The sequence below is a fragment of the Streptomyces sp. NPDC060049 genome (assembly GCF_042736715.1).
In the GTDB taxonomy this organism is placed as follows: domain Bacteria; phylum Actinomycetota; class Actinomycetes; order Streptomycetales; family Streptomycetaceae; genus Streptomyces.
This window is the reverse complement of sequence record NZ_JBHWVV010000003.1, coordinates 514,236-535,367: the sequence shown is the minus strand read 5'-3', so window position 1 is coordinate 535,367 and position 21,132 is coordinate 514,236. Positions and strand designations below refer to the sequence as shown.

Below are 21,132 nucleotides of genomic sequence, written 5' to 3'. Positions count from 1 at the left end.
GCCGAAGGCCGCACCCCGGTAGCGGGGTGCGGCCTTCGGCGGTCAGGCCGCGGAGAGTCGCGCGGTGCGGTCCGCGGTCAGCGCGGGGCGGACCGCCGGAGCCGGGATCCGAAGATCAGACCGCGAGCTCGACCGTGATGTTGCCGCGGGTCGCCTTGGAGTACGGGCAGACCTGGTGGGCCTTCTCGAGGAGGTCCTTGGCGGTGGCCGCGTCCACGTTCGGGATGGTGGCCGAGATCTTGACGATGAGGCCGAAGCCGTCGTCGTTCTTGCCGATGCCGACCTCGGCGGTGACGGTGGAGCCGGAGATGTCGGCGTTCTCGTTGCGGGCGACGACGCCGAGCGCGCCCTGGAAGCAGGCGCTGTAACCGGCGGCGAACAGCTGCTCGGGGTTGGTGCCCTCGCCGCTGCCGCCGAGCTCCTTCGGCGGGTTCACGACGACGTCGAGCTTGCCGTCGTGGGTGGCGACGCGACCGTCACGGCCGTTCTCGGCGGTGGCTACGGCGGTGTACGCGACGTCGGACTGCTGGATGGACATGTAGGGAAATCCTCCTGGTAATCGCCGCGACTCGCGCCCACGCGTCGTGGCGGTGTGCAGTGAGCCTAACGGGTGAAGGAAACGATCATCTTTCCGGTGTTCTCGCCGCGCAGCATCCCGAGGAACGCGTCGGTCGCCTTCTCCACGCCCTCGACGACCGTTTCGTCGGCGACGAGCTGCCCGGAGCGCAGCCAGCCGGCCACGTCCTGGACGAACTGCGGCTGGAGCCCCGCGTGGTCGCCCACCAGCACGCCCTGCAGGCGCAGCCGCTTGCCGATGACCAGCGCGAGGTTGCGCGGACCGGGGGCGGGCTCGGTGTCGTTGTACTGGGCGATGGCCCCGCACAGGGTGGCGCGGCCGTGCACGTTGAGGGAGGAGATCGCGGCTTCCAGGTGGTCGCCGCCGACGTTGTCGAAGTAGACGTCGATGCCGTCGGGCGCGGCCTCGCGCAGCTGACCGGCGACGGGGCCGTTCTTGTAGTTGAAGGCGGCGTCGAAGCCGTACTTGTCCGTGAGGAGCGCCACCTTCTCGTCGGAGCCGGCGGAGCCGATCACGCGGGAGGCGCCCTTGATCTTGGCGAACTGGCCGACGAGGCTGCCGACCGCTCCGGCGGCGCCGGAGACGAAGACGGAGTCGCCCTCCTTGAAGGAGGCCACCTCGAAGAGGCCGGCGTAGGCGGTCAGGCCGGGCATGCCGAGGACGCCGAGGTAGGCGGAGAGCGGGGCGAGGGAGGCGTCCACGGGGGTGGCGTGCTTGGCGTCCACGTCCGCGTACTCGCGCCAGCCCAGGCCGTGCAGCACGTGGTCGCCGACCGCGAAGCGCTCGTCGGCGGAGGCCACGACCTCGCCGACCGCGCCGCCGTCCATGGGCTTGTCGAGCTGGAAGGGCGGGATGTACGACTTCACGTCGTTCATCCGGCCGCGCATGTACGGGTCCACGGACATGTGGAGGTTGCGCACCAGGATCCGGCCGGGGGCCGGGGCGGCGACGGGTACCTCGCGCAGGGCGAAGTCCTCGGCGACGGGCCAGCCCTGCGGGCGGCGGACGAGGTGCCACTCGCGGCTGACGGCAGGGATCTGGGACATGGGGACGCTCCTGGATGAGGGGAAGAAATGCTTCACAACGTGAAACAACCATGCGCCTGGATATTTCATGTTGTCAAGTAAATGGGTACGCTGGATTCATGCCCAGTCGTCGCGTAGACCCCCTGACCGTTGAGGTCGTCGAGCTCATCGGCGACGTCGTGTCCCGCTACCACGAGGAGTACGAGCACGCGGCCGCCAGCCACCAGCTCACCGGGGCCCAGGCGCGCGTCCTGAACCTGCTCTCCCTGGAGCCGATGGCGATGCGCAAGATCGCTCAGAAGCTGAAGTGCGAGCCGTCGAACATCACCGGCATCGTGGACCGACTGGAGACCCGGGGCCTGGTCGAGCGCCGCCCCGACCCGGCCGACCGCCGGGTCAAGCTGGCCGCGCCCACCGAGGAGGGCCTGCAGACCGCCGACCGGCTGCGCGAGTCGCTGGACTTCGCGCGCGAGCCGCTGGCCGGCCTCTCCGCGGCCGAGCGGTCGGTCCTGCGCGATCTGCTCAAGCGCATGCTGGGCTGAGCCGGCGGCTCACGAGCAGCCGAAGATCCAGAACACGCACGACTTGCTCGGCTTCGGCGTGGGCTGCGGGGACGGGGGCGTCCCGGGCGGCTGCGTGGTGGCGGAGGTGCTCGGTGCGGGCTGCCCCGACGTCGTGGGGCTAGCGGTTCCCCCCGGCCCGGGTGTCCCCTGCCCCGGCCGCGCTTTGCCCGACGCGGAGGCCGACGGCGCCAGGCCCGGGCCCGGACTCCCCCCGGCGGTGCCCGCCGGTCCGGCCGTCTTCGTGGCACCCGCGGTGGCCTTTGCCGTCCCGGTCGCCTTGCCCGACGGCAGCGCCGAAGGCGCGGCGGGAGTCCCCGTCAGGCCCGGGAGCGGCGCCGGCTGCTCGGGGCCGGCGTCGTCGGTCAGCACCACGGTCTCGGCACGGTCGGTGCGCTGCCCGTCGGTCGCCATCCGGGCCAGCCCGAGCGTGGTCCCGGCGGCGAGCAGGATCCCGAGCCCGGCGGTGAGCGCGGTGCGGCGCCGCCGCCGGTGCGAGGCGCGACGACGCGCGCCGGCCCTGCCCTGCCCCTCGCCGGACAGCACGACGAGCGAGTCGGCGTACACGTCGGCGAGCGCGGCCGGGTCGTCCCCGAAGGCGGAGGCGGCGACCGGTCGTGGGGGCGCGGCCGGTATCAGGTACTCGGCGGGGGTCCCGCACCCGGCGCACGCGAGCGCGCCGTTGAGGTGCCTGCGGCAGGCTATGCAGTAGTCCATGGCGACCCGCAGGCTACGCGTTCGCGTACAACATCCGGATCGCGGGAACGTAAGGATCCTGTGTGGAATCGTGGAGTCCATGACAGGGACGCCAGGGACACCGCCCCCCGCCCGCAAAACCTTCGGCCCGGTCGCCTTCCAACTGGTGCTGCTGCGCCGGATGGCGGACTTCCAGCCGGGTCTGGCCGAGGAGGCCCGGCTGCGGCTCGGCGCCTCGATCGCCCAGCAGCGGGAAGCGAACAAGCACTGGCAGGCCATGGTCCGCTCCCCGCGCTCCCGGGGCGCCCTGGCCCGCTACCGCTCGGTGCTCGGTCCGCCGGAGTCGGCCCGGTCCCGGACGATCGGTGACCTCACCTGCGAGGCCCTGCTGTGGCCGGTGCCGCTCTGGCCCGACCTTCGCTTCGAGGTGCTCGCCGCGCCGGACGGGGCCGTCTGGAACGAGTGGCTGGTACGGGCCCCGGGCGCGCGCGGCCCCGTACTCGGGTCGCCGGGGGACCTGCTGCCCTGGTCGGCGACGGTGGACGAGGTGGCGCGCGCCTTCGCGCCCGTCCGGCCGATGGAGGGGACAGCGCCGACGCGGTGGCGCCTGGCGTTCGCCGCGTCGGGGCGGTCGTACGTCGCGGAGTTCACGTACGGGCTGCTCCAGGAGGTCTCCGCGACGGGCGCGGAGGCATAGGCAGCTCTCTTTCGGATCTTGCCGGGGCCGGGCCCACGGGATCCCTACGAGCGCAGGAAGGCCCGCACGGCCGCCGAGGTGGGGTCGTCGCCGAGCAGGTCGTTGTGCTTGAGGCAGCCGACGGGGGTGTTCAGCGCGCCGGCGAGCGGGACGCTGTCGTCGGGGTTGACGACCTCGTCGCAGCCGGACCAGAAGGTCGCGTACTTCACCGCGCCGGGGGTCTCGTCGCCCGCGTTGAGGTTCTTCACGACGTAGGAGCCGGGTGTCATGTCACGGCAGGCCTGGTCCCACAGGGCGCAGGCCCAGGCGGTGGAGGTGCCGCGGTTGGGGCCGGCCAAGGAGACCCAGTGGTCGACGTTCGCGCCGCCGCCGAACTTCACGTACCAGCGGCTGACGAGCGAGCCGAAGGAGTGGCCGACGAGGTCCACGCGGGCGGCGCCGGTGTCCCGGCGGACCTGGTCGACGTAGGCGGCGAGCCGGCCGGCGAGGACCTCGTTGACGGACTGGTGGGTGTCGTAGCCGAAGGAGAAGAGCTCGGAGTCCGCGTACCCGTCGGCGCGCAGGTCCGCGCGCAGGGAACCCCAGACGCCGGGGTCGGCGTTGTAGCCGTGCACGAAGACGACCGGGCTGCGGACTGCGGAGGCCCGGGCCGGGGCGCCGGCGGAGGCCCGGGCCGGGAGCGCGGACGCCGCGAGCAGCGCCAGGCAGAGCGTCAGGAGCGCGAGCGGTCCCTGGCGAGCCGTCAGCATCGTTTCCCCTTTACCTTGTTACGGACGGGTAGGAGGTTCGGTGCGGGCATGCTCGCGCCTGTCGGGACAGAAATCCACCCCCGCGCAGCACCCTTCGGCGCCTCTCGTGACCCTCCCGTACCCGATGGAGCCCCCCACCCGGAGCATCAAATCGCGCAATTCGGGCAATTCACCCGAGAAGATGTGAAGTGTGACCGGCACCCGCTGGTCTTCTTGCGTCAGCGCTCTCGGGAGGATCTGCCGTGACCGTCAGTCTTGAGCAGTTGCGCCGCTGCCACGTCGCCGTCGACCTCGGAGCCGCCAGGACCCGCGTGTTCGTCAAGGGCGCGGGCCTGGTGGTGGACGAGCCCAGCGTCGCCGCGGTGAACACGCGGACCGGCGCCCTCATCGCCGTCGGCACCTTCGCCGAGCGGATGACCGGCCGCACGCCCGACTACATCCGGGTCGTGCGCCCCGTCTCCGGCGGCACCGTCGTGGACATCGAGATGGCGCAGCGCATGCTGCGCCACCTCCTCGGCGAGAAGCTGCGGCGCGCCCTGCGCCGCAAGCCCCGGCTCCGGGCCGCCGCCTGCACCCCCCACGACGCCGATCCGCTGGCCCAGCGGGCCGCCGTGGAGACACTCGTCGGACTCGGCGCCCGCCGCGTCGAACTCGTCGACACCCTGATCGCGGCCGCCGTCGGCTGCGGACTGCCCGTGGAGCAGCCGACCGCGACGATGATCATGGTGTGCGGGGCCGCTGCCACCCAGGTCGCCGTCCTTTCCCTCGGCTCGATCGTCACCGCCCAGCGGATCCCGGTCGGCGGCGAGGCCATCGACCACGCCGTCGTCCAGCACCTGCGCCACGCCCACGAGCTGATGCTGCCCAGCCAGGCCGTCCGGCCGCTCCAGCTGGCCCTGCACGGCAACGGCATCACCGCCGAAGGACCGGCGTCCACCCTCATCCACGGCCGCGACGTGGCCACCGGACTCGCCCGCTCCGTCCACGTGGACACCGCGGCCGTCCGGGACGCCATCCACACCCCGCTGACCGCCGTTCTCGACGGCATCGGCAAGGTCCTGCGCGACTGCCCGCCCGACCTGGTGGCGGACCTGACGGACCGGGGGATCATGATGGTGGGCGGCAGTGCCCTGCTGCCGGGCCTGGACCAGATGCTCCGCGACGCCACCGGAATGCCCGTGGCCATCGCGGAACGGCCCGACATCTGCGCGGTACTGGGCCTCGGCATGATGCTCGAAGGGAAGATCGCCCCCATGGTTCTGAACCCGCTGGCCGAATGACGCACGACGTCCCGTCCCCCCACGGCGGAGAGGACCGGCAGCCCTCCAGCCTGCCCGTCCTGCTGGAAGCGGTCCTCAGCGTCGGCTCGGAACTCGAGCTGCACACCACCCTCCAGCACATCGTGGACTCGGCGACCGAGCTGTGCGCGGCCCGGTACGGAGCGCTCGGGGTCCTCGACCCCGAGCGCTCCCGCCTGACCGAACTGTTCACGGCCGGCCTGACCGAGGCCGAGAGGACCGCGATCACCCACCTGCCGGACGGCTGCTCCGGCCTGCTCGGCGCCCTCGTCACCGACCCGCGGCCGCTCATGCTGGAGGACCTGACCCAGGACCCGCGTGCGACCGGCTTCCCGCCCGGGCACCCGCAGATGCGCAGCTTCCTCGGCGTCCCGATCCGGGTCCACACCGAGGTCTTCGGCAACCTCTACCTCACCGAGAAGCGGGGCGGCGGCCCCTTCACCGACGAGGACCTCGCGCTGGTGCGCGTACTGGCCTCGCAGGCGGGCATAGCGATCGGCAACGCCCGGCTGTACGAGACCGCGCGCCGCCGGGAGCGCTGGATCGAGGGCGCCGCCGCCGTGACCACCACCCTGCTGGCGGGCCGCCCGGCCGCCGACGCCCTGATGTGCGTCGCCGAACGCGCCCGGCTGCTGGCGGACGCGGCGGCGGGAGTCGTCCTCCAGCCGACCCCGGAGGGCGGCATGGAGATCGTGGCCGCCTCCACGCACGGAGACCCCGGAGACTTGGTGGGCACGGCCATCGCGCCGGGCTCGGCGGTCCTGGAACAGCTTTTGGGCGGCGAACCGGTCTTCATAGAGGACTCGGCGACGGACCCCCGGATGACCACGCACGTGCGCGAACGCTTCGGCCCCAGCATGATGCTGCCGCTCCAGAGCGGCGGCCAGCTCATCGGCACCCTCGCCCTGCCCCGCGCACGCGGCGGCCCCGCCTACGACGCGGTCGACCGGCTGCTGGCCTCGCAGTTCGCCTCCCACGCCGCGCTGGCACTCGTACTGGCGGACGCGCAGCACGACCGCGAGCAGCTGGCCGTCTACGAGGACCGCGACCGCATCGCGCGGGACCTGCACGACCTGGTGGTCCAGCGGCTGTTCGCGACCGAGATGATGCTGGAGAGCACGCGGCGCCGCTCCTCCAACGCGCCCACCGGGGACACGGTCGGCGAGGAGCTGAGCCGGGCGGTCGACGAGCTCGACTCCACCATCCAGGAGGTCCGCACGGCCATCTTCGCCCTCCAGCAGCCGCCGACGGACGCACCGACGACCTTCCGCGGCCGGGTCCTGCGCGAGACCGGCGGGGCGGCGGTCCTGCTCGGCTTCCAGCCGTCGGTGCACTTCGCGGGCACGGTGGACGCGCTGCTGACGGAGCCGGTGGCGGACGACCTGCTCGCCGCGCTGCGCGGCGCGCTGGCCGCCGCGCACCGCCGCCCGGAGGTCGGCTCGATCGAGGTCGCGGTCGAGGCCGTCCCCACCCGCGTCCGCCTCACCGTCTCCGACGACGGCCGCACCGAGTCGGGCACCCGGGGCACGACCCTGACATGGGAAGCCCCGCTCTGAGGCCCGTCCCCGCCGCCCGGCAACCGGGCCGCAAGGAGCCTGCGAGCACCAAGGCCTAGGGTTGCGTGCGTGACGAACCGCCCCTCGGCCCGCGCGGCCATCGCCTCCGTGACCGACTCCGGCAGCTTCGCCGAACTCCCGGCGCCCCCAAGGGAATCCGGCCCCGACGGCCCCCTAGGTTGGGCCGGTTACGACGACTCCCGCGCACGCGCCGCGCAGCGGACCGGCGAGGACGAGTCCGTCGTCGTCGGCCCCGCCCTCATCGGCGGCCGCCCCGCCGTCGTGATCGCCTTCGAGTTCGGCTTCCTCGGCGGTTCGCTGGGCCGGCGCACCGGCGACCGGCTCGAATCCGCCTACGCCCACGCCCGCGACCACCGCCTCCCCCTCGTCTCGCTGATCGCCACCGGCGGGTCCCGCATGCAGGAAGGCATGCTCGCGCTGACCCAACTCCAGCGCGTGGCCCGCCAGTCCGCCCTCACCCGCGCCGCCGGCCTGCCGCAGATCGCCGTCCTGCGCGACCCCACCACCGGCGGTGGCTGGGCCACCCTCGGAGCGGGGGCCGACGTGATCCTGGCGCTGCCCGGGGCGCAGGTCGGCTTCGCCGGGTCCCGGGTGCGCCCGGCGGACGCCGATCCGGCGGCCTACACCGCCCAGGGGCAGTACGCCGCCGGGCACGTCGACGCGATCGTCCCCGCTCCGGAGCTGCCCGCGGCCCTCGCCGCCTGGCTCCGCGTCCTGGCCGCGCCCCGCTCCCCCGAACCCGTCGCACCCCCCGCCGCGCTGGCCGACGCAGCCCTCCCGGCCACCGGCTGGGACGCCGTCCGCCAGGCCCGGCATCCCGGGCGGCCGCGCGCGGGGCAGTACCTGGACGCGTACTTCGAGCTCCGGATGCCCCTGTCCGGCGACCGCGCCGGCGGCGCCGACCCCGGGATGCTGTGCGGTTTCGGCCTCCGGGAGGGCCGGGCCGTGGCCTACGCCGCCCAGTGCGGCACCGCCACCCGCCCGGCGGGCTACCGCACCGCGGCCCGTGTCGTCCGGCTCGCGGACCGGCTCGGCGTCCCCGTGCTGACCCTGGTGGACACCCCGGGCGCCGCCAACGACGCCGCCGCCGAACACGCGGGCGCGGGCGCGGCCATCGCCGACGCCTTCGCGGCGCTCGCCTCGGCCACGGTCCCCGTCACCACCCTCCTGATCGGCGAGGGCGGCTCGGGCGGCGCCCTCGCCCTGGCCGCGCCGGGCAACACCTGGGTCACTCCCGACAGCTACTTCTCGGTGATCGCCCCGGAGCTGGCGGCGGCCATCCTCAAGCGCCCTGCGGAGTCCGCCCCGGCGACGGCGGACCAACTGCGCGTCCGCCCCCAGGACCTGGTCGAGCTCGGCGTCGCCCGCGGCATCGTCGCCCCGCGGGGCCGGCACGATCCGAAGGAGACGGCTTGAGCCTGCGGGGTCCGTGCGTCGTAGCGGGCGAAGCCCCGCCACCGCAGGGCCGGCAGTACCAGCACCAGGACGCCCCCGAGCCCACCGCCCGTGACCGTGACCGCCGGGGAGGCGAGGTCGGCGGTGGTCCCCGCGACGAAAGCCCCGAGCCGGGGCCCGCCCGTGACGACCACGATGAAGACACCCTGGAGGCGGCCCCGCATGTCGTCGGGGGTGGCCGCCTGGAGCATGGTGGTGCGGAGCACCGTCGAGATCGTGTCGGCGGAGCCGACCAGGGGGCCGGCGGATCCGCCCCTGCCAGCCGGAGAACAGCCCGCCGAGCAGAGCGCGCCCACGGCGGGAGCGCCCGCCGGCAGCCCGACCGTCTTGGCGTCGCCGCCGTACCGGGCCACGGCGATGGCCGGGAAGAGGGCCTTCGGCTGGGCACCGCCTGCAGGGCGACGACGCAGTACAGCAGCCGGACCCGGTGGTGGTCGAGGAACGCGGCGCCGGCCGGCGCGACCGACAGGGCGGACCCGGCGAGCGGCGGAGCCCGACCAGCCGTCCCGTCGCGGCCCGGTGGAGCGGGGCTCCCGTCACGCACCCGCACCAGTCGTCCCACCTCGATCCAGGGCCCCAGAACGGGGTGCGCCTTGCTGGTAACCCGCCACTATCACCGGACATTTGACCGAATAGACGTACGCTCCCCGCCCGGAGTTCGGCTCATGATGAAAAGACTCGTATGTCCAGGGAGGCGCAGTGATCGAACCTGGCACCAGCACCACGAGCACCGGCACCCCGAGCGCGGTCGACGCGCTCTTCCCGCTCACCGTGGGTGTCGAGGAGGAGTTCCTCCTCATCGATGCCCGCACGCTGCGGGTGGTCCCGGCCGCCCCTCTCGTCCTCTCCACCGCCGCCGGACTCCCCCACGAACTGCACGCGGAGGGCACCCGCTACCAGGTGGAGATCTCCACTCCGGTCGCCGACTCGGCCGTGGTCCTGCGCAGAGAGCTCGCCGGGCTGCGGCGCACCCTGGCGGCGGCCGCGCGCGCCCACGGCTGCCGGCTGCTGGCCGCGCCCTCGCCGGTGATGGCCGTGGAGGGCCCGCTCCACCTGACCGACGACGAGCCGCGCCAGCGCGAGCAGCACCGGCGGTTCGGCGCGCTCACCGACACGCTCGTCAGCTGCGGCCGGCACATCCACATCGGCACGCTCGACGTGGACACGGCGGTCGCGGTGTCCAACCGGGTCAGGCCCTGGCTGCCCACGCTCATCGCGCTGGCGGCCAACTCCCCCTTCTGGGGCGGCCGCGACACCGGGCACGCCAGCTGGCGGGCGATGGCCTGGTCGGGCTGGCCCTCGGCCGGCCCGCCCCCGCACTTCACGTCCACGGCGCACTTCCGGCGCTCGGTGCAGACCCTGCTCGGCTCGGGGGCGGCCCTCGACACCAAGATGGTCTACTGGGACCTGCGCCCCTCCGGGCACTGGCCGACGCTCGAATTCCGGGCGCCCGACATGTCCCCCGACATCGATACGGCCGTCCTGCAGGCCGAGCTGGCCCGCGCCCTCGTGGCGACGGTCCTGCGCGACATCGCCGAGCAACGGCCCGACCCACCCCTGCGGGACGACGTACTGCGCCTCGCGCGCTGGCGGGCGGCCCACGACGGCCTGGAGGGGTTCGGCCTGGACCCGTACACCGGCGCCGAACTCCCGGCGGCGGACCTGGCGGAGGCCCTGCTCGATCTGGTGGCCCCCGAACTGGCCGCCTCCGGCGACCTCGACCACGCGGCCGGGGCGATGGCAGGCCTGCTGCGCGACGGCTCGGGCGCCCACCGCCAGCGCACGGCCTTCGCCCGACACGGCGACCTGGCGGACGTCGTGCGCCACTTGGCGGACGAGACGGAGGCCTTCTAGGACGCACGGCGCAAGGGCCGCCCGGCCGCGATCCCGGCCGGGCGGCCTGCCGTGGCACGGGACATGAAAAAACCGGGCCAGAACGTTTCTTCTGACCCGGAGCGCGGTGGGGCGGGTGGGACTCGAACCCACGGCCGACGGATTATGAGTCCGCTGCTCTAACCGGCTGAGCTACCGCCCCTTCACGGCGTGGCGCGTACATGTGTGCGCGCCGTCTGCCGCAGCATAGCCGCTCATACGATCTCCTGCCTCGGATGCCTCGCATGATCGGCTTCGCCTGCCCAGACAGACCGCGTCGGGGGCTGTCCGGTTCCATACGCAGGTCAATAAAAAGAAAAAGGACCCACACGGGGTCCTCGTTCTCTCTTGCTCCCCCGACTGGACTCGAACCAGTAACCTGCCGATTAACAGTCGGCTGCTCTGCCAATTGAGCTACAGGGGACCGCGCTCCCCCGACTGGACTCGAACCAGTAACCTGCCGATTAACAGTCGGCTGCTCTGCCAATTGAGCTACAGGGGATTGCTGCGTTGCACCGAACAGCCCACCTCCGGCCTTGCCGGGGGGCGAGTGCCCGTTGCGAGTCATAGATTAGCGCAAGCAGGGGGGTGCTCCGCCAATCGGTTACGCCAGCAGGCCGGGCACCACACGACGAAGGGTGACAGGCATGCGGTACAAGGTCACGTTCGCGGTCGGACTGGCCCTCGGGTACGTGCTCGGGACCCGGGCCGGACGCGAGAAGTACGAACAGTTGAAGAAGTCCGCACGCGAGCTCGCGCAGAACCCGGCCGTGCGCAACGCCGCCGAAAGCGCCGGTCACAACGGGCGCGTCTTCGCCGGCAAGGCCTTCGCCACGGTGAGCGACAAGGTCGGCGACGCCGTGCCGGACGCCCTGGCCGGGCGGGTACGGAACCTGCGCGCCCGGGTCGGCCGCAACGGCGCCGCCGAGGACGATTGGGGCACCACCAACACCTGACCGCTCCACCCGGCCGGCGTCCCGGCCGGCCGCCGCACGGGCCCGCGAGGGCTCCGTGCGGCCCGAGGCGGACGAGTTCGCTCAGACGTGCGGCAGAATTCTCCGCATGGGGATAGTCGCCGGGTTGGACAGCTCTTCCACCTTCACTCGCATCGTCGTCTGTGACACCGAGACGGGCGCCGTGCTGCGCCAGGGGTACGCCCCCCATCCGCAGCCCACCGGCGAAGCCCTGCCTCACGAGACCGATCCGCAAGCCTGGCTGCTCTCGCTCGGCGAGGCCGCCGGCGGCGGGCTCCTCGAAGGTGTGCAGGCCATCGGCGTCTCGGCGCAGCAGCACGGCCTGCTGCCGCTGGACGCGCAGGGCGCCCTCGTGCGCCCCGCCCTGATCGGCAACGACAAGCGCGGTCAGGTCGCCGCGGCCGACCTGATCGAGTCGCTCGGCGGGCGGCAGGCCTGGGCCGAAGCCGTCGGCTCCGTCCCCCACTCGGCGCAGCCGGTGGCGAAGCTCGCCTGGCTGGCCCGCGCGGAGCCGGAGGCGGCCCGGCGGATCGCCGTGCTGATGTCCCCGCACGACTGGCTGGTGTGGCAGCTGCTGGGCCGCCCCGCCCGGCGGACCACCGACCGGGGCGGCGCCTCGGGCACCGGGTACTGGTCGGCGGCCTCCGGCACCTACCGCCCCGACCTGGTCGAACTCGCGCTCGGGCACCGGGCGCTGCTGCCCGAGGTGCTCGGCCCGGCCGACGCCGCGGGGACCACGCCCGAGGGGCTGCTGATCTCCGCCGGAACCGGCGAGACCATGGCCGCCGCGCTCGGCCTGGGCATGGGCCCCGGCGACGCGGTGGTCTCACTGGGCGCCTCCGGGTCGGTGATGGCGGTGCACCACGAGGCACTGTCGGAGCCCGGCGGCCTGATCACCTCGCTCGCCGACGCCGCCGGCATGCACCTGCCGGTGGTGAACACCTCCAACGCGGTGCGGGCCCTGCGCGGCACCTCCGAGCTGCTGGGCACCGATCTGGAGGGGCTGAGCGCGCTCGCCCTGAAGTCGACCCCGGGCGCGCACGGACTCGTGCTCCTGCCCTACCTGGAGGGCGAGCGGACCCCGAACCTGCCGCACACCGCCGGAACCCTGTCCGGGCTGCGCCGGGACTCCATGAAGCCGGAGCACCTGGCGCGGGCCGCATTCGAGGGCATGCTGTGCGGGCTCGTGGACGCGCTCGACGTGCTGCGCAGCCGCGGGGTGGAGATCCGCAGGGTGTTCCTGCTGGGCGCGGCGGCCGAGCTGCCCGCCGTACAGGCCTTCGCCCCGGGGCTGTTCGGTACGCAGATCGTGGTACCGGCGCCGGCGGACTACGCGGCGCTGGGCGCGGCCCGGCAGGCGGCGTGGGCGCTCGGCGTGGCGCAGGGCGCGCTGGCCCCGCACACCCCGCCGGTGTGGCCGGCCCCGGCGGCGCAGGTCTTCGAGCCGGACGAGGAGTACCCGGCCTGGCAGGGCGTGCGCCAGCAGTACATCGCGACGCGGGAGCAGATCCACCCGGGTGCGTTCCAGACCCCTTCCTCCGGCCCTAGGGCCGTCCCGATGTGACCTACTCCTTTTGACCGGGCTTTGCGAAAACCGGTGGGGATCGGGCCACCGGTTGGCCGAAGATGGGGTGAACCCCCTCGATCATGCCGACCGGAGCCTGCGCGTGCTCATACGACTTCTGCGGACCCACCTCGGTCCGTACAGGAAACCCATCGCCGTGCTGGTCCTGCTGCAACTACTGCAGACCAGCGCGAGCCTCTACCTGCCCACGCTGAACGCCGACATCATCGACAACGGTGTCGTCAACGGCGATACGGGCTACATCCTGCGCTTCGGCGCGCTGATGCTCGGCGTCTCGCTGGTCCAGCTCGTCTGCAACGTCGGCGCCGTGTACTTCGGCGCCCGCACCGCGGCCGCCCTCGGCCGCGACGTCCGGGCCGCCGTCTTCGACCGCGTCCAGAGCTTCTCGGCGCGCGAGCTCGGCCAGTTCGGCGCCCCGTCGCTGATCACCCGCACGACGAACGACGTACAGCAGATCCAGATGCTCGTACTGATGACCTTCACCCTGATGGTCTCGGCGCCGATCATGTGCGTCGGCGGCATCTTCATGGCGCTGTCGCTGGACGTGAAGCTGTCGGGCGTACTGCTCGCCGTGGTCCCCGTCCTCGGCCTGTCGGTGGGCGCCATCGTCCTGAGGACGCGGCCGCTGTTCCGGTCGATGCAGGCGCGTCTGGACACCGTGAACCGGGTCCTGCGCGAGCAGATCACCGGCAACCGGGTGATCCGCGCCTTCATCCGCGACGACTACGAGAAGGAACGCTTCCGCGAGGCCAACGCCGACCTCACCGGCGTCTCGCTGGCCGCGGGCAAGCTGCTCGCGCTGATGTTCCCGACCGTCATCGTGGTCGTGAACATCTCCAGCGTCGCCGTCATCTGGTTCGGCGCCATGCGCATCGACAGCGGCGGCATGGAGATCGGCCAGCTGACGGCCTTCCTCGCCTACCTGATGCAGATCGTCATGGCCGTGATGATGGCCACCTTCATGTTCATGATGGTGCCGCGCGCCGAGGTCTGCGCCGAGCGCGTCCAGGAAGTCCTGGACACCGACTCCAGCGTGGTGCCGCCCACCGACCCCGTCCGCGAGCTCGACCGCCACGGCCTGCTGGAGCTGCGCGGCGCCGACTTCCGCTACCCGGGCGCCGAGGCCCCGGTCCTGCGGGGGGTGGACCTGGTGGCCCGCCCCGGCGAGACCACCGCGGTGATCGGCTCCACCGGCAGCGGCAAGTCCACGCTGCTGGGCCTGGTCCCCCGGCTGTTCGACGCGACCGGCGGCGAGGTGCTCGTCGACGGCGAGGACGTACGCCGCCTCGACCCGGACCTGCTCGCCAGGACCGTCGGCATGGTCCCGCAGAAGCCGTACCTCTTCTCCGGCACGGTCGCGACGAACCTGCGCTACGGGCGTCCCGACGCCACCGACGAAGAGCTGTGGCACGCGCTGGAAGTGGCGCAGGCCAAGGGCTTCGTGTCCGAACTGGAGGGCGGGCTCGACGCGCCCATCGCCCAGGGCGGAACCAACGTCTCCGGCGGGCAGCGCCAGCGGCTCGCGATCGCGCGCACGCTCGTGCAGCGCCCGGAGATCTACCTCTTCGACGACTCCTTCTCGGCCCTGGACTACGCGACGGACGCGGCGCTGCGCTCGGCGCTCGCCCGCGAGACCGAGGACGCGACCGTGGTCATCGTCGCCCAGCGGGTCTCCACGATCCGCGACGCCGACCGGATCATCGTCCTCGACGAAGGGCTGGTGGTGGGCGAGGGCCTCCACCACGAGCTGATGGCCGGCAATGAGACCTACCGGGAGATCGTGCTCTCCCAGCTGACGGAGGCGGAGGCCGCATGAGCGGGCCCGGAGGACGGATGATGATGGGTCCGCCGACGACGCGGACCATGGATTTCAAGGGCTCGGGCAAGCGGTTGCTGCGCGAGCTGGCGCGCGACCGGGCCAAGCTGTGGGGCATGGTCCTCGCGGTCGTGGGCAGCGTCGCCGCGTCGGTGACCGGCCCCAAGATCCTCGGCGAGGCCACCGACCTGGTGTTCGCGGGGATCGTCGGCCGGGAGGCGGGCAAGGACCTGCCGCCCGGGGCGACGAAGGAGCAGGCGCTCGAGGCGATGCGCGCCGGCGGCGAGGGCGGGATGGCGGACATGCTGTCCGGGACCGACTTCACGCCCGGCAAGGGCATCGACTTCGGCGCGGTCGGGGGCGTGGCGCTGTGGGCGCTGGCCGTCTTCACGCTCGCCGGTCTGCTGATGCTGGTCGCGACGCGGCTGTCGAACCACATCATGAACGGCACCGTGTACCGGATGCGCGAGCAGCTGCAGGCGAAGCTGGCGCGGTTGCCGCTGTCGTACTTCGACCAGCAGAAGCGCGGCGAGGTGCTCAGCCGCGCCACGAACGACATCGACAACATCGGGCAGACGCTCCAGCAGACGATGGGACAGCTGCTCAACTCGATCCTGACGATCGTCGGCGTGCTGGCGATGATGTTCTGGATCTCCCCGCTGCTGGCGCTGGTCGCGCTGGTGACCATCCCCGTCTCGGGATACGTCGCCGCGAAGATCGGCAAGAGGTCGCAGCCGCAGTTCGTGGCGCAGTGGAAGTCCACGGGCGCCCTGAACGCGCACGTCGAGGAGATGTACTCGGGCCACACGCTGGTCAAGGTCTTCGGCCGGCAGAAGGAGTCCGCCGCCCTCTTCGCCGAGCAGAACGAGGCGCTGTACCGGGCCTCCTTCAAGGCGCAGCTGGTCAGCGGGATCATGCAGCCGGTGATGCTGTTCATCTCGAACATCAACTACGTGCTCGTCGCGGTCGTCGGCGGACTGCGCGTCGCCTCGGGCACCTTGTCCATCGGTGACGTCCAGGCCTTCATCCAGTACTCGCGCCAGTTCTCGATGCCGCTCACGCAGGTCGCCTCCATGGCGAACCTGGTGCAGTCCGGCGTCGCGTCGGCCGAGCGGGTCTACGAGCTGTTGGACGCGCAGGAGCAGGACGCGGACGCCGAGGTCCCGGAGCGTCCGGAGGAACTGCGCGGACAGGTCACCTTCGACAAGGTCGCCTTCCGCTACGAACCGGACAAGCCGCTGATCGAGAACCTCTCGCTCAGCGTCGACCCGGGGCAGACGGTCGCGATCGTCGGCCCGACCGGCGCCGGCAAGACCACCCTGGTCAACCTGCTGATGCGGTTCTACGAGGTCACCGGCGGCGAGATCGCCCTCGACGGCGTGGACATCGCGAAGATGACCCGCGAGGACCTGCGCGGCGGCATAGGCATGGTCCTCCAGGACACCTGGCTGTTCGGCGGCACCATCGCGGAGAACATCGCCTACGGTGCTGCGCGCGAGGTCACGCGCGCCGAGATCGAGGAGGCCGCCCGGGCGGCCCACGCCGACCGGTTCGTCCGTACCCTGCCCGACGGCTACGACACGGTGCTGGACGACGAGGGCGCGGGCGTCAGCGCGGGCGAGAAGCAGCTGATCACCATCGCGCGGGCGTTCCTGTCCGACCCGGTGATCCTGGTGCTCGACGAGGCGACGAGCTCGGTGGACACCCGTACCGAGGTGCTGATCCAAAAGGCCATGGCGCGCCTCGCGCACGGCCGCACGTCCTTCGTGATCGCGCACCGCCTGTCCACGATCCGCGACGCCGACCTGATCCTGGTGATGGAGAGCGGCTCGATCGTGGAGCAGGGCTCGCACGAGGAGCTGCTGATGTCGGGCGGCGCCTACGCGCGGCTGTACGCGGCGCAGTTCGCGCAGGCGGTGGCCGAGGTCGACTAGCCGGCCCGGGGCCGTGGCCCAGGCCCAGGGGCGCCCCCTTCGGGGCGCCCCTTTCCCGTGCTCAGTCGAGGTATCCGCGCAGCTGGTCGGCGAAGGCGTGGTCGCGCAGCTTGTTCAGCGTCTTGGACTCGATCTGGCGGATCCGCTCGCGGGTCACCCCGAAGATCCTGCCGATCTCCTCCAGGGTGCGCGGCCGCCCGTCGGCGAGCCCGTAGCGCAGCTGCACGACCTTACGCTCCCGCTCCCCGAGGGTCGAGAGGACCGCTTCCAGGTGCTCGCGGAGCAGGAAGAACGCGGCCGATTCGACGGGCGAGGCGGCGTCCCCGTCCTCGATGAGGTCGCCGAGCGCGACGTCGTCCTCCTCGCCGACGGGGGCGTGCAGCGAGACCGGCTCCTGCGCGAGGCGCAGCACCTCCAGGACCCGCTCGGGCGTCAGTTCCAGGTGGACGGCGACCTCTTCGGCGGTGGGCTCGTACCCGCGCTCCTGCAGCATGCGGCGCTGGACGCGGACGACGCGGTTGATCAGCTCGACGACGTGGACGGGTACCCGGATGGTGCGGGCCTGGTCGGCGAGGGCCCGGGACATCGCCTGGCGGATCCACCAGGTGGCGTAGGTGGAGAACTTGTAGCCGCGGGCGTAGTCGAACTTCTCGACGGCCCGGATCAGCCCGAGGTTCCCCTCCTGGACCAGGTCGAGCATGGTGAGCCCGCGGCCGACGTAGCGCTTGGCGACGGAGACGACGAGCCGCAGGTTCGACTCGATGAGGCGGCGCTTGGCCATGCGCCCCATGACGACGAGCTTGTCCAGATCGAGCGTGAGCTGCAGGTCGAGCGCGGCGCCGCTGCCGAGCTTCTCCTCGGCGAAGAGTCCCGCCTCCACGCGCCGCGCGAGCTCGACTTCCTCGACGGCGGTGAGAAGCGGGATCCTGCCTATCTCGCGCAGGTACTGCCGGAAGAGGTCGGCGGACGGGCCCGCCCCGGCGGAGCCCTCACCGGGGCGCTTGCGCTGCACGGGCACGTGCTCGACCAGCTCGGGAGTCCCGGGCTCCTCCTCGTCCACGTCGGCCCCGGGCTCTTCGGCCGCGCCGGCTTCGGCATCGGCTGCGGCGCTTCCGGGCGGACTGACGCTGACGGTCAAGCTCTGGGTCTGCACGGGGGCGACCTCCACAGGGCTCCGAGGACGGGGGCTCCGGACCTCAGTGTGGCGTACGGCACATCGCTGCCACGAGGGGCGTGCGAGCACTTTCTGAGTCCGGTGCGTGACCCATGGTTACCCCCGGACCAGAACCCCGATGCGGATCGGACGGATGTCCGAGAAGGCCGAGGCCCCCTTCGGGACGGCTCAGGCCGGCTCGACGCGGACCGCGCAGACCTTGAACTCCGGCATGCGGGACGTGGGGTCCAGGGCAGGGTTCGTCAGGGTGTTGGCGCGGCCCTCGCCCGGCCAGTGGAAGGGCATGAAGACCGTGTCCGCGCGGATGGTGTCCGTGATGCGGGCCGGGGCGAGCGCGCGGCCGCGCCGGGAGGTGACGGCCAGGGGGGCGCCGTCGGTCACGCCGAGGCGGGCGGCGAGGCGGGGGTGGAGCTCCACGAAGGGGCCGGGGGCGGCTTCGTTGAGCTCGTCCACCCGGCGGGTCTGCGCGCCCGACTGGTACTGGGCGACCACCCGGCCGGTGGTGAGCAGCAGCGGGTACTCCGCGTCCGGGACCTCGGCGGCGTCGCGGTGGGTGACGGGGACGAAGCGGGCCCGGCCGTCCTCGGTGGCGAAGCGGTCGAGGAAGAGGCGGGGAGTGCCGGGGTGGGGCTCTTGCGGGCCGGCCGGCCCCGACGGGGAGTCGGGCCGGGAGTCTGACGGGGAATCCGCCGGGCAGGGCCAGAAGACGCCCTGCTCGGCTTCGATCCGGGCGTAGCTGATGCCCGAGTAGTCCGCCGGGCCGCCCGCCGAGGCGCGGCGCAGCTCTTCGAAGACCTCTTCGGGGGCGGTGGGGAAGGCCTTCGGCATGCCCATCCGGGCCGCCAGTCCGTGCAGGACCTCCAGGTCCGAGCGGACGCCCGGCGGGGCGGTCAGTGCCTGGCGGCGGAGCAGCACCCTGCCTTCCAGGTTGGTCGTGGTGCCGGTCTCCTCCGCCCACTGGGTGACCGGGAGGACCACGTCCGCCAGGGCGGCGGTCTCGGACAGGACCACGTCCGCGACGGCGAGGAAGTCCAGGGAGCGGATGCGCTCCTCGACGTGGGCGGCGCGGGGGGCGGAGACCACCGGGTTGGAGCCCATCAGGAGCAGGGCCTTGACCTCGGAGCCCAGCGCGTCGAGGAGTTCGTAGGCGCTGCGGCCCGGGCCGGGGAGATCGGCGGGGTCGATGCCCCAGACTCCGGCGACGTGTGCCCGCGCCGCCGGGTCGGTGAGCTTGCGGTAGCCGGGGAGCTGGTCGGCCTTCTGGCCGTGTTCGCGGCCGCCCTGGCCGTTGCCCTGGCCGGTGAGGCAGCCGTAGCCGGAGAGCGGGCGGCCGGCCCGACCGGTGGCCAGACAGAGGTTGATCCAGGCGCCGACGGTGTCGGTGCCCTTGGACTGCTGCTCGGGGCCGCGTGCGGTGAGCACCATGGCGGAGGACGGCTCGCAGAACATCCGGACCGCCTCGCGGAGCTTGGGCACGGGCACGCCCGTGATGCGCTCGACGAGCTCCGGCCAGTGCGCCATCGCCCCCGCCCGGGCCGCCTCCCAGCCCGTGGTGCGCTCGGCGATGAACTCCTCGTCGGTGTGCCCGCCGGCCACCACCAGGTGCAGCATGCCGAGCGCGAGCGCCAGGTCCGTGCCGGGGCGCGGCGCCAGGTGCAGGTCGGCCTGCTCGGCCGTCCGCGTGCGGCGCGGGTCCACGACGATCAACGTGCCGCCGTTCTCCCTGAGTTCCCGGAAGAAGCGCAGGGCGGGCGGCATGGTCTCGGCAGGGTTGGAGCCGACAAGGATGACGCAGCCGGTCCGGGGGATGTCCTCCAGCGGGAAGGGCAGCCCCCGGTCGAGCCCGAAGGCCCGCTGGTGCGCGGCGGCGGCCGAGGACATGCAGAACCGGCCGTTGTAGTCGATCTGCGAGGTCCGCAGGGCGACGCGGGCGAACTTCCCGAGGGCGTAGGCCTTCTCGTTCGTCAGCCCGCCACCGCCGAACACCCCGACCGCGTCCGCCCCGTGGGAGCGGCGGGCCCGGGCGAGGCCCTCGGCGACGGCGTCGAGGGCCTCCTCCCAGGTGGCCGGTTCCAGCTGCCCGGCGTGGGTGCGGACGAGCGGCTGGGTCAGGCGCACCCGGGAGGAGAGCACGGCGGGAGCGGTGCGGCCCTTGCCGCACAGTGCGCCCTGGTTCACGGGGAAGTCCGCGCGCTCCTCCACCGCCACACCGGCTCCGCCCGGTTCGGGGCGGAGGTTCATCCCGCACTGCAGCGCGCAGTACGGGCAGTGCGTGGCGGTGACGGCGGAGGAGGCGGTATCGGCCGGTGCGGCTCCCGGGGTGTGCATGGGGCCCAGCATGCTTCGGCGGTGTTACGCCGGCCGCCGCCGCGCGTTACAGCCCGGGGTGTTCACCCTCAGCGCGGCCGGTCGGCTCCGGTGAGGCCCGGCGCCCCGGCGGGGCGGGAGCACGGCCGCAGGGGCGCCGGGGCCGGGTCGGTGCCCCTTCAGTCCGTCAGAGCGAGGGCCCGCGACACCCCCTCCTCCTTCGGCCCCAAGAAGCGCGGCTCCGGCTTGAAGACCGCGTCCAGCGCCGCCTTCCCCGAGGCGAAGACCTCGCGCGCGCCGCCGTAGTACCAGGTCGCGTCGTGCGTCTCGGCCACGCCGACCCCGTACGCGTCCACTCCCGCGGCCCGGCACAGGGCGACGGCGCGGCGGATGTGGAAGCCCTGGCTGATCAGCACCGCCCGGCGCACCCCGAAGATCTCCCGGGCCCGGACGCAGGAGTCCCACGAGTCGAAGCCCGCGTAGTCGCTGACGATGCGGGCGTCCGGCACCCCGTGGCCCGTCAGGTACGCGCGCATCGCGTCGGGCTCGTCGTACTCGGTGCGGCTGTTGTCCCCGGTGACGAGGACGACCTTGACCTTGCCGGCGCGGTAGAGCTCGGCCGCGGCGTCGAGGCGGCTCGCGAGATAGGGGGTCGGGCGGCCGTTCCACAGCCCGGCCCCGAAGACCACCGCCACCTCGGCGGCGGGCGCCCCCGCGGTCGTGCGCAGCCGCGGTCCGGCCGCCGCGTGCGTCCACGCCGAGGGCAGCAGTGCCAGCACGCAGCCGGCCACCACCACCCGCACGGCCCGCCGCCGGGCCCGGACGGTCCGGGGCAC

At 73.1% G+C, this 21,132-nt stretch carries 17 protein-coding genes, 3 tRNA genes and 1 pseudogene; 10 read left to right on the top strand and 11 right to left on the bottom strand.

The features are described 5' to 3' along the window. Window positions 1-115 precede the first annotated feature (115 nt). On the bottom strand, window positions 116-538 hold the full coding sequence (locus tag ACFWBY_RS07680) for an organic hydroperoxide resistance protein (protein ID WP_385409635.1): 423 nt from the start codon (window positions 536-538) through the stop codon (window positions 116-118). A 65-nt stretch (window positions 539-603) separates the two neighbouring features. Continuing rightward, the gene (locus ACFWBY_RS07675) at window positions 604-1,623 is read right to left on the bottom strand and encodes an NADP-dependent oxidoreductase (protein ID WP_385344493.1); all 1,020 of its coding nucleotides are present in this window, start codon (window positions 1,621-1,623) and stop codon (window positions 604-606) included. A gap of 98 nt (window positions 1,624-1,721) precedes the next feature. On the opposite strand from ACFWBY_RS07675, the gene ACFWBY_RS07670 reads away from it, so the two are divergent. Next, window positions 1,722-2,144 (top strand): MarR family winged helix-turn-helix transcriptional regulator, encoded by a 423-nt coding sequence (locus ACFWBY_RS07670; RefSeq protein WP_385344491.1) that lies wholly within the window; start codon window positions 1,722-1,724, stop codon window positions 2,142-2,144. Between the two features lie 9 nt (window positions 2,145-2,153). Here ACFWBY_RS07670 and ACFWBY_RS07665 read toward each other — a convergent pair whose 3' ends face one another. After that, window positions 2,154-2,879 (bottom strand): hypothetical protein, encoded by a 726-nt coding sequence (locus ACFWBY_RS07665; protein WP_385344488.1) that lies wholly within the window; start codon window positions 2,877-2,879, stop codon window positions 2,154-2,156. A 79-nt stretch (window positions 2,880-2,958) separates the two neighbouring features. On the opposite strand from ACFWBY_RS07665, the gene ACFWBY_RS07660 reads away from it, so the two are divergent. Further along, on the top strand, window positions 2,959-3,555 hold the full coding sequence (locus ACFWBY_RS07660) for a hypothetical protein (protein WP_385344485.1): 597 nt from the start codon (window positions 2,959-2,961) through the stop codon (window positions 3,553-3,555). Between the two features lie 44 nt (window positions 3,556-3,599). On the opposite strand, the gene ACFWBY_RS07655 is transcribed toward ACFWBY_RS07660, so the two are convergent. Next, window positions 3,600-4,304, bottom strand: a complete 705-nt coding sequence (locus ACFWBY_RS07655; RefSeq protein WP_385344482.1) for an esterase/lipase family protein — start codon at window positions 4,302-4,304, stop codon at window positions 3,600-3,602. A 242-nt stretch (window positions 4,305-4,546) separates the two neighbouring features. On the opposite strand from ACFWBY_RS07655, the gene ACFWBY_RS07650 reads away from it, so the two are divergent. The 3 genes from ACFWBY_RS07650 to ACFWBY_RS07640 all read left to right on the top strand — a co-directional run bounded on the left by ACFWBY_RS07650 (window position 4,547) and on the right by ACFWBY_RS07640 (window position 8,595). Further along, window positions 4,547-5,584, top strand: coding sequence for a rod shape-determining protein (locus ACFWBY_RS07650; RefSeq protein WP_385344479.1), 1,038 nt, complete (start codon window positions 4,547-4,549; stop codon window positions 5,582-5,584). After that, window positions 5,581-7,158, top strand: coding sequence for a GAF domain-containing protein (locus ACFWBY_RS07645; RefSeq protein ID WP_385344476.1), 1,578 nt, complete (start codon window positions 5,581-5,583; stop codon window positions 7,156-7,158). The genes ACFWBY_RS07650 and ACFWBY_RS07645 overlap by 4 nt, the downstream gene beginning before the upstream one ends. Before the next feature lie 69 nt (window positions 7,159-7,227). After that, window positions 7,228-8,595: a carboxyl transferase domain-containing protein gene (locus ACFWBY_RS07640; RefSeq protein ID WP_385344473.1), complete on the top strand. Its 1,368-nt coding sequence runs from the start codon at window positions 7,228-7,230 to the stop codon at window positions 8,593-8,595. A gap of 2 nt (window positions 8,596-8,597) precedes the next feature. On the opposite strand, the pseudogene ACFWBY_RS07635 reads toward ACFWBY_RS07640, so the two are convergent. Next, window positions 8,598-9,020, bottom strand: a pseudogene (locus tag ACFWBY_RS07635) (MFS transporter); the annotation flags it as partial. 313 nt (window positions 9,021-9,333) lie between these two features. Here ACFWBY_RS07635 and ACFWBY_RS07630 point away from each other — a divergent pair. Beyond that, window positions 9,334-10,488, top strand: coding sequence for a glutamate--cysteine ligase (locus ACFWBY_RS07630; protein WP_385344470.1), 1,155 nt, complete (start codon window positions 9,334-9,336; stop codon window positions 10,486-10,488). 107 nt (window positions 10,489-10,595) lie between these two features. Here the strand turns inward: ACFWBY_RS07630 and ACFWBY_RS07625 are convergent. From ACFWBY_RS07625 to ACFWBY_RS07615, 3 genes are all read right to left on the bottom strand, one after another. Then, window positions 10,596-10,669 (bottom strand) — tRNA-Ile (locus tag ACFWBY_RS07625). A gap of 188 nt (window positions 10,670-10,857) precedes the next feature. Then, window positions 10,858-10,930 (bottom strand) — tRNA-Asn (locus ACFWBY_RS07620). Window positions 10,931-10,935: 5 nt separating this feature from the next. Beyond that, window positions 10,936-11,008, bottom strand: a tRNA-Asn gene (locus ACFWBY_RS07615). A gap of 145 nt (window positions 11,009-11,153) precedes the next feature. Here ACFWBY_RS07615 and ACFWBY_RS07610 point away from each other — a divergent pair. The 4 genes from ACFWBY_RS07610 to ACFWBY_RS07595 all read left to right on the top strand — a co-directional run bounded on the left by ACFWBY_RS07610 (window position 11,154) and on the right by ACFWBY_RS07595 (window position 16,815). Beyond that, window positions 11,154-11,462, top strand: a complete 309-nt coding sequence (locus ACFWBY_RS07610; RefSeq protein WP_385344467.1) for a YtxH domain-containing protein — start codon at window positions 11,154-11,156, stop codon at window positions 11,460-11,462. Window positions 11,463-11,568: 106 nt separating this feature from the next. Continuing rightward, window positions 11,569-13,044 (top strand): FGGY family carbohydrate kinase, encoded by a 1,476-nt coding sequence (locus ACFWBY_RS07605; RefSeq protein WP_385339074.1) that lies wholly within the window; start codon window positions 11,569-11,571, stop codon window positions 13,042-13,044. A gap of 103 nt (window positions 13,045-13,147) precedes the next feature. Further along, a complete protein-coding gene (locus tag ACFWBY_RS07600; protein WP_385339072.1) occupies window positions 13,148-14,881 on the top strand; it encodes an ABC transporter ATP-binding protein in 1,734 nt (577 codons plus the stop codon). After that, window positions 14,878-16,815 (top strand): ABC transporter ATP-binding protein, encoded by a 1,938-nt coding sequence (locus ACFWBY_RS07595; RefSeq protein ID WP_385339069.1) that lies wholly within the window; start codon window positions 14,878-14,880, stop codon window positions 16,813-16,815. The genes ACFWBY_RS07600 and ACFWBY_RS07595 overlap by 4 nt, the downstream gene beginning before the upstream one ends. Before the next feature lie 61 nt (window positions 16,816-16,876). On the opposite strand, the gene ACFWBY_RS07590 is transcribed toward ACFWBY_RS07595, so the two are convergent. From ACFWBY_RS07590 to ACFWBY_RS07580, 3 genes are all read right to left on the bottom strand, one after another. Beyond that, a complete protein-coding gene (locus ACFWBY_RS07590) occupies window positions 16,877-18,058 on the bottom strand; it encodes an RNA polymerase sigma factor (RefSeq protein WP_385339066.1) in 1,182 nt (393 codons plus the stop codon). 99 nt (window positions 18,059-18,157) lie between these two features. Further along, complete coding sequence (locus tag ACFWBY_RS07585) at window positions 18,158-20,317, bottom strand: molybdopterin oxidoreductase family protein (protein WP_385339064.1); 2,160 nt, start codon at window positions 20,315-20,317, stop codon at window positions 18,158-18,160. Between the two features lie 158 nt (window positions 20,318-20,475). Continuing rightward, window positions 20,476-21,132 carry a vancomycin high temperature exclusion protein gene (locus ACFWBY_RS07580; RefSeq protein ID WP_385339061.1) on the bottom strand — a complete coding sequence of 219 codons (657 nt, stop codon included), beginning with the start codon at window positions 21,130-21,132 and terminating at the stop codon, window positions 20,476-20,478.

Excerpts from the sequence above, each read along its gene's own strand:
- ACFWBY_RS07680 (WP_385409635.1), bottom strand. The coding sequence starts at position 538 with ATGTCCATCCAGCAGTCCGACGTCGCGTACACCGCCGTAGCCACCGCC.
- ACFWBY_RS07675 (WP_385344493.1), bottom strand. The coding sequence starts at position 1,623 with ATGTCCCAGATCCCTGCCGTCAGCCGCGAGTGGCACCTCGTCCGCCGC.
- ACFWBY_RS07670 (WP_385344491.1), top strand. The coding sequence starts at position 1,722 with ATGCCCAGTCGTCGCGTAGACCCCCTGACCGTTGAGGTCGTCGAGCTC.
- ACFWBY_RS07665 (WP_385344488.1), bottom strand. The coding sequence starts at position 2,879 with ATGGACTACTGCATAGCCTGCCGCAGGCACCTCAACGGCGCGCTCGCG.
- ACFWBY_RS07660 (WP_385344485.1), top strand. The coding sequence starts at position 2,959 with ATGACAGGGACGCCAGGGACACCGCCCCCCGCCCGCAAAACCTTCGGC.
- ACFWBY_RS07655 (WP_385344482.1), bottom strand. The coding sequence starts at position 4,304 with ATGCTGACGGCTCGCCAGGGACCGCTCGCGCTCCTGACGCTCTGCCTG.
- ACFWBY_RS07645 (WP_385344476.1), top strand. The coding sequence starts at position 5,581 with ATGACGCACGACGTCCCGTCCCCCCACGGCGGAGAGGACCGGCAGCCC.
- ACFWBY_RS07610 (WP_385344467.1), top strand. The coding sequence starts at position 11,154 with ATGCGGTACAAGGTCACGTTCGCGGTCGGACTGGCCCTCGGGTACGTG.
- ACFWBY_RS07605 (WP_385339074.1), top strand. The coding sequence starts at position 11,569 with ATGGGGATAGTCGCCGGGTTGGACAGCTCTTCCACCTTCACTCGCATC.
- ACFWBY_RS07595 (WP_385339069.1), top strand. The coding sequence starts at position 14,878 with ATGAGCGGGCCCGGAGGACGGATGATGATGGGTCCGCCGACGACGCGG.
- ACFWBY_RS07585 (WP_385339064.1), bottom strand. The coding sequence starts at position 20,317 with ATGCACACCCCGGGAGCCGCACCGGCCGATACCGCCTCCTCCGCCGTC.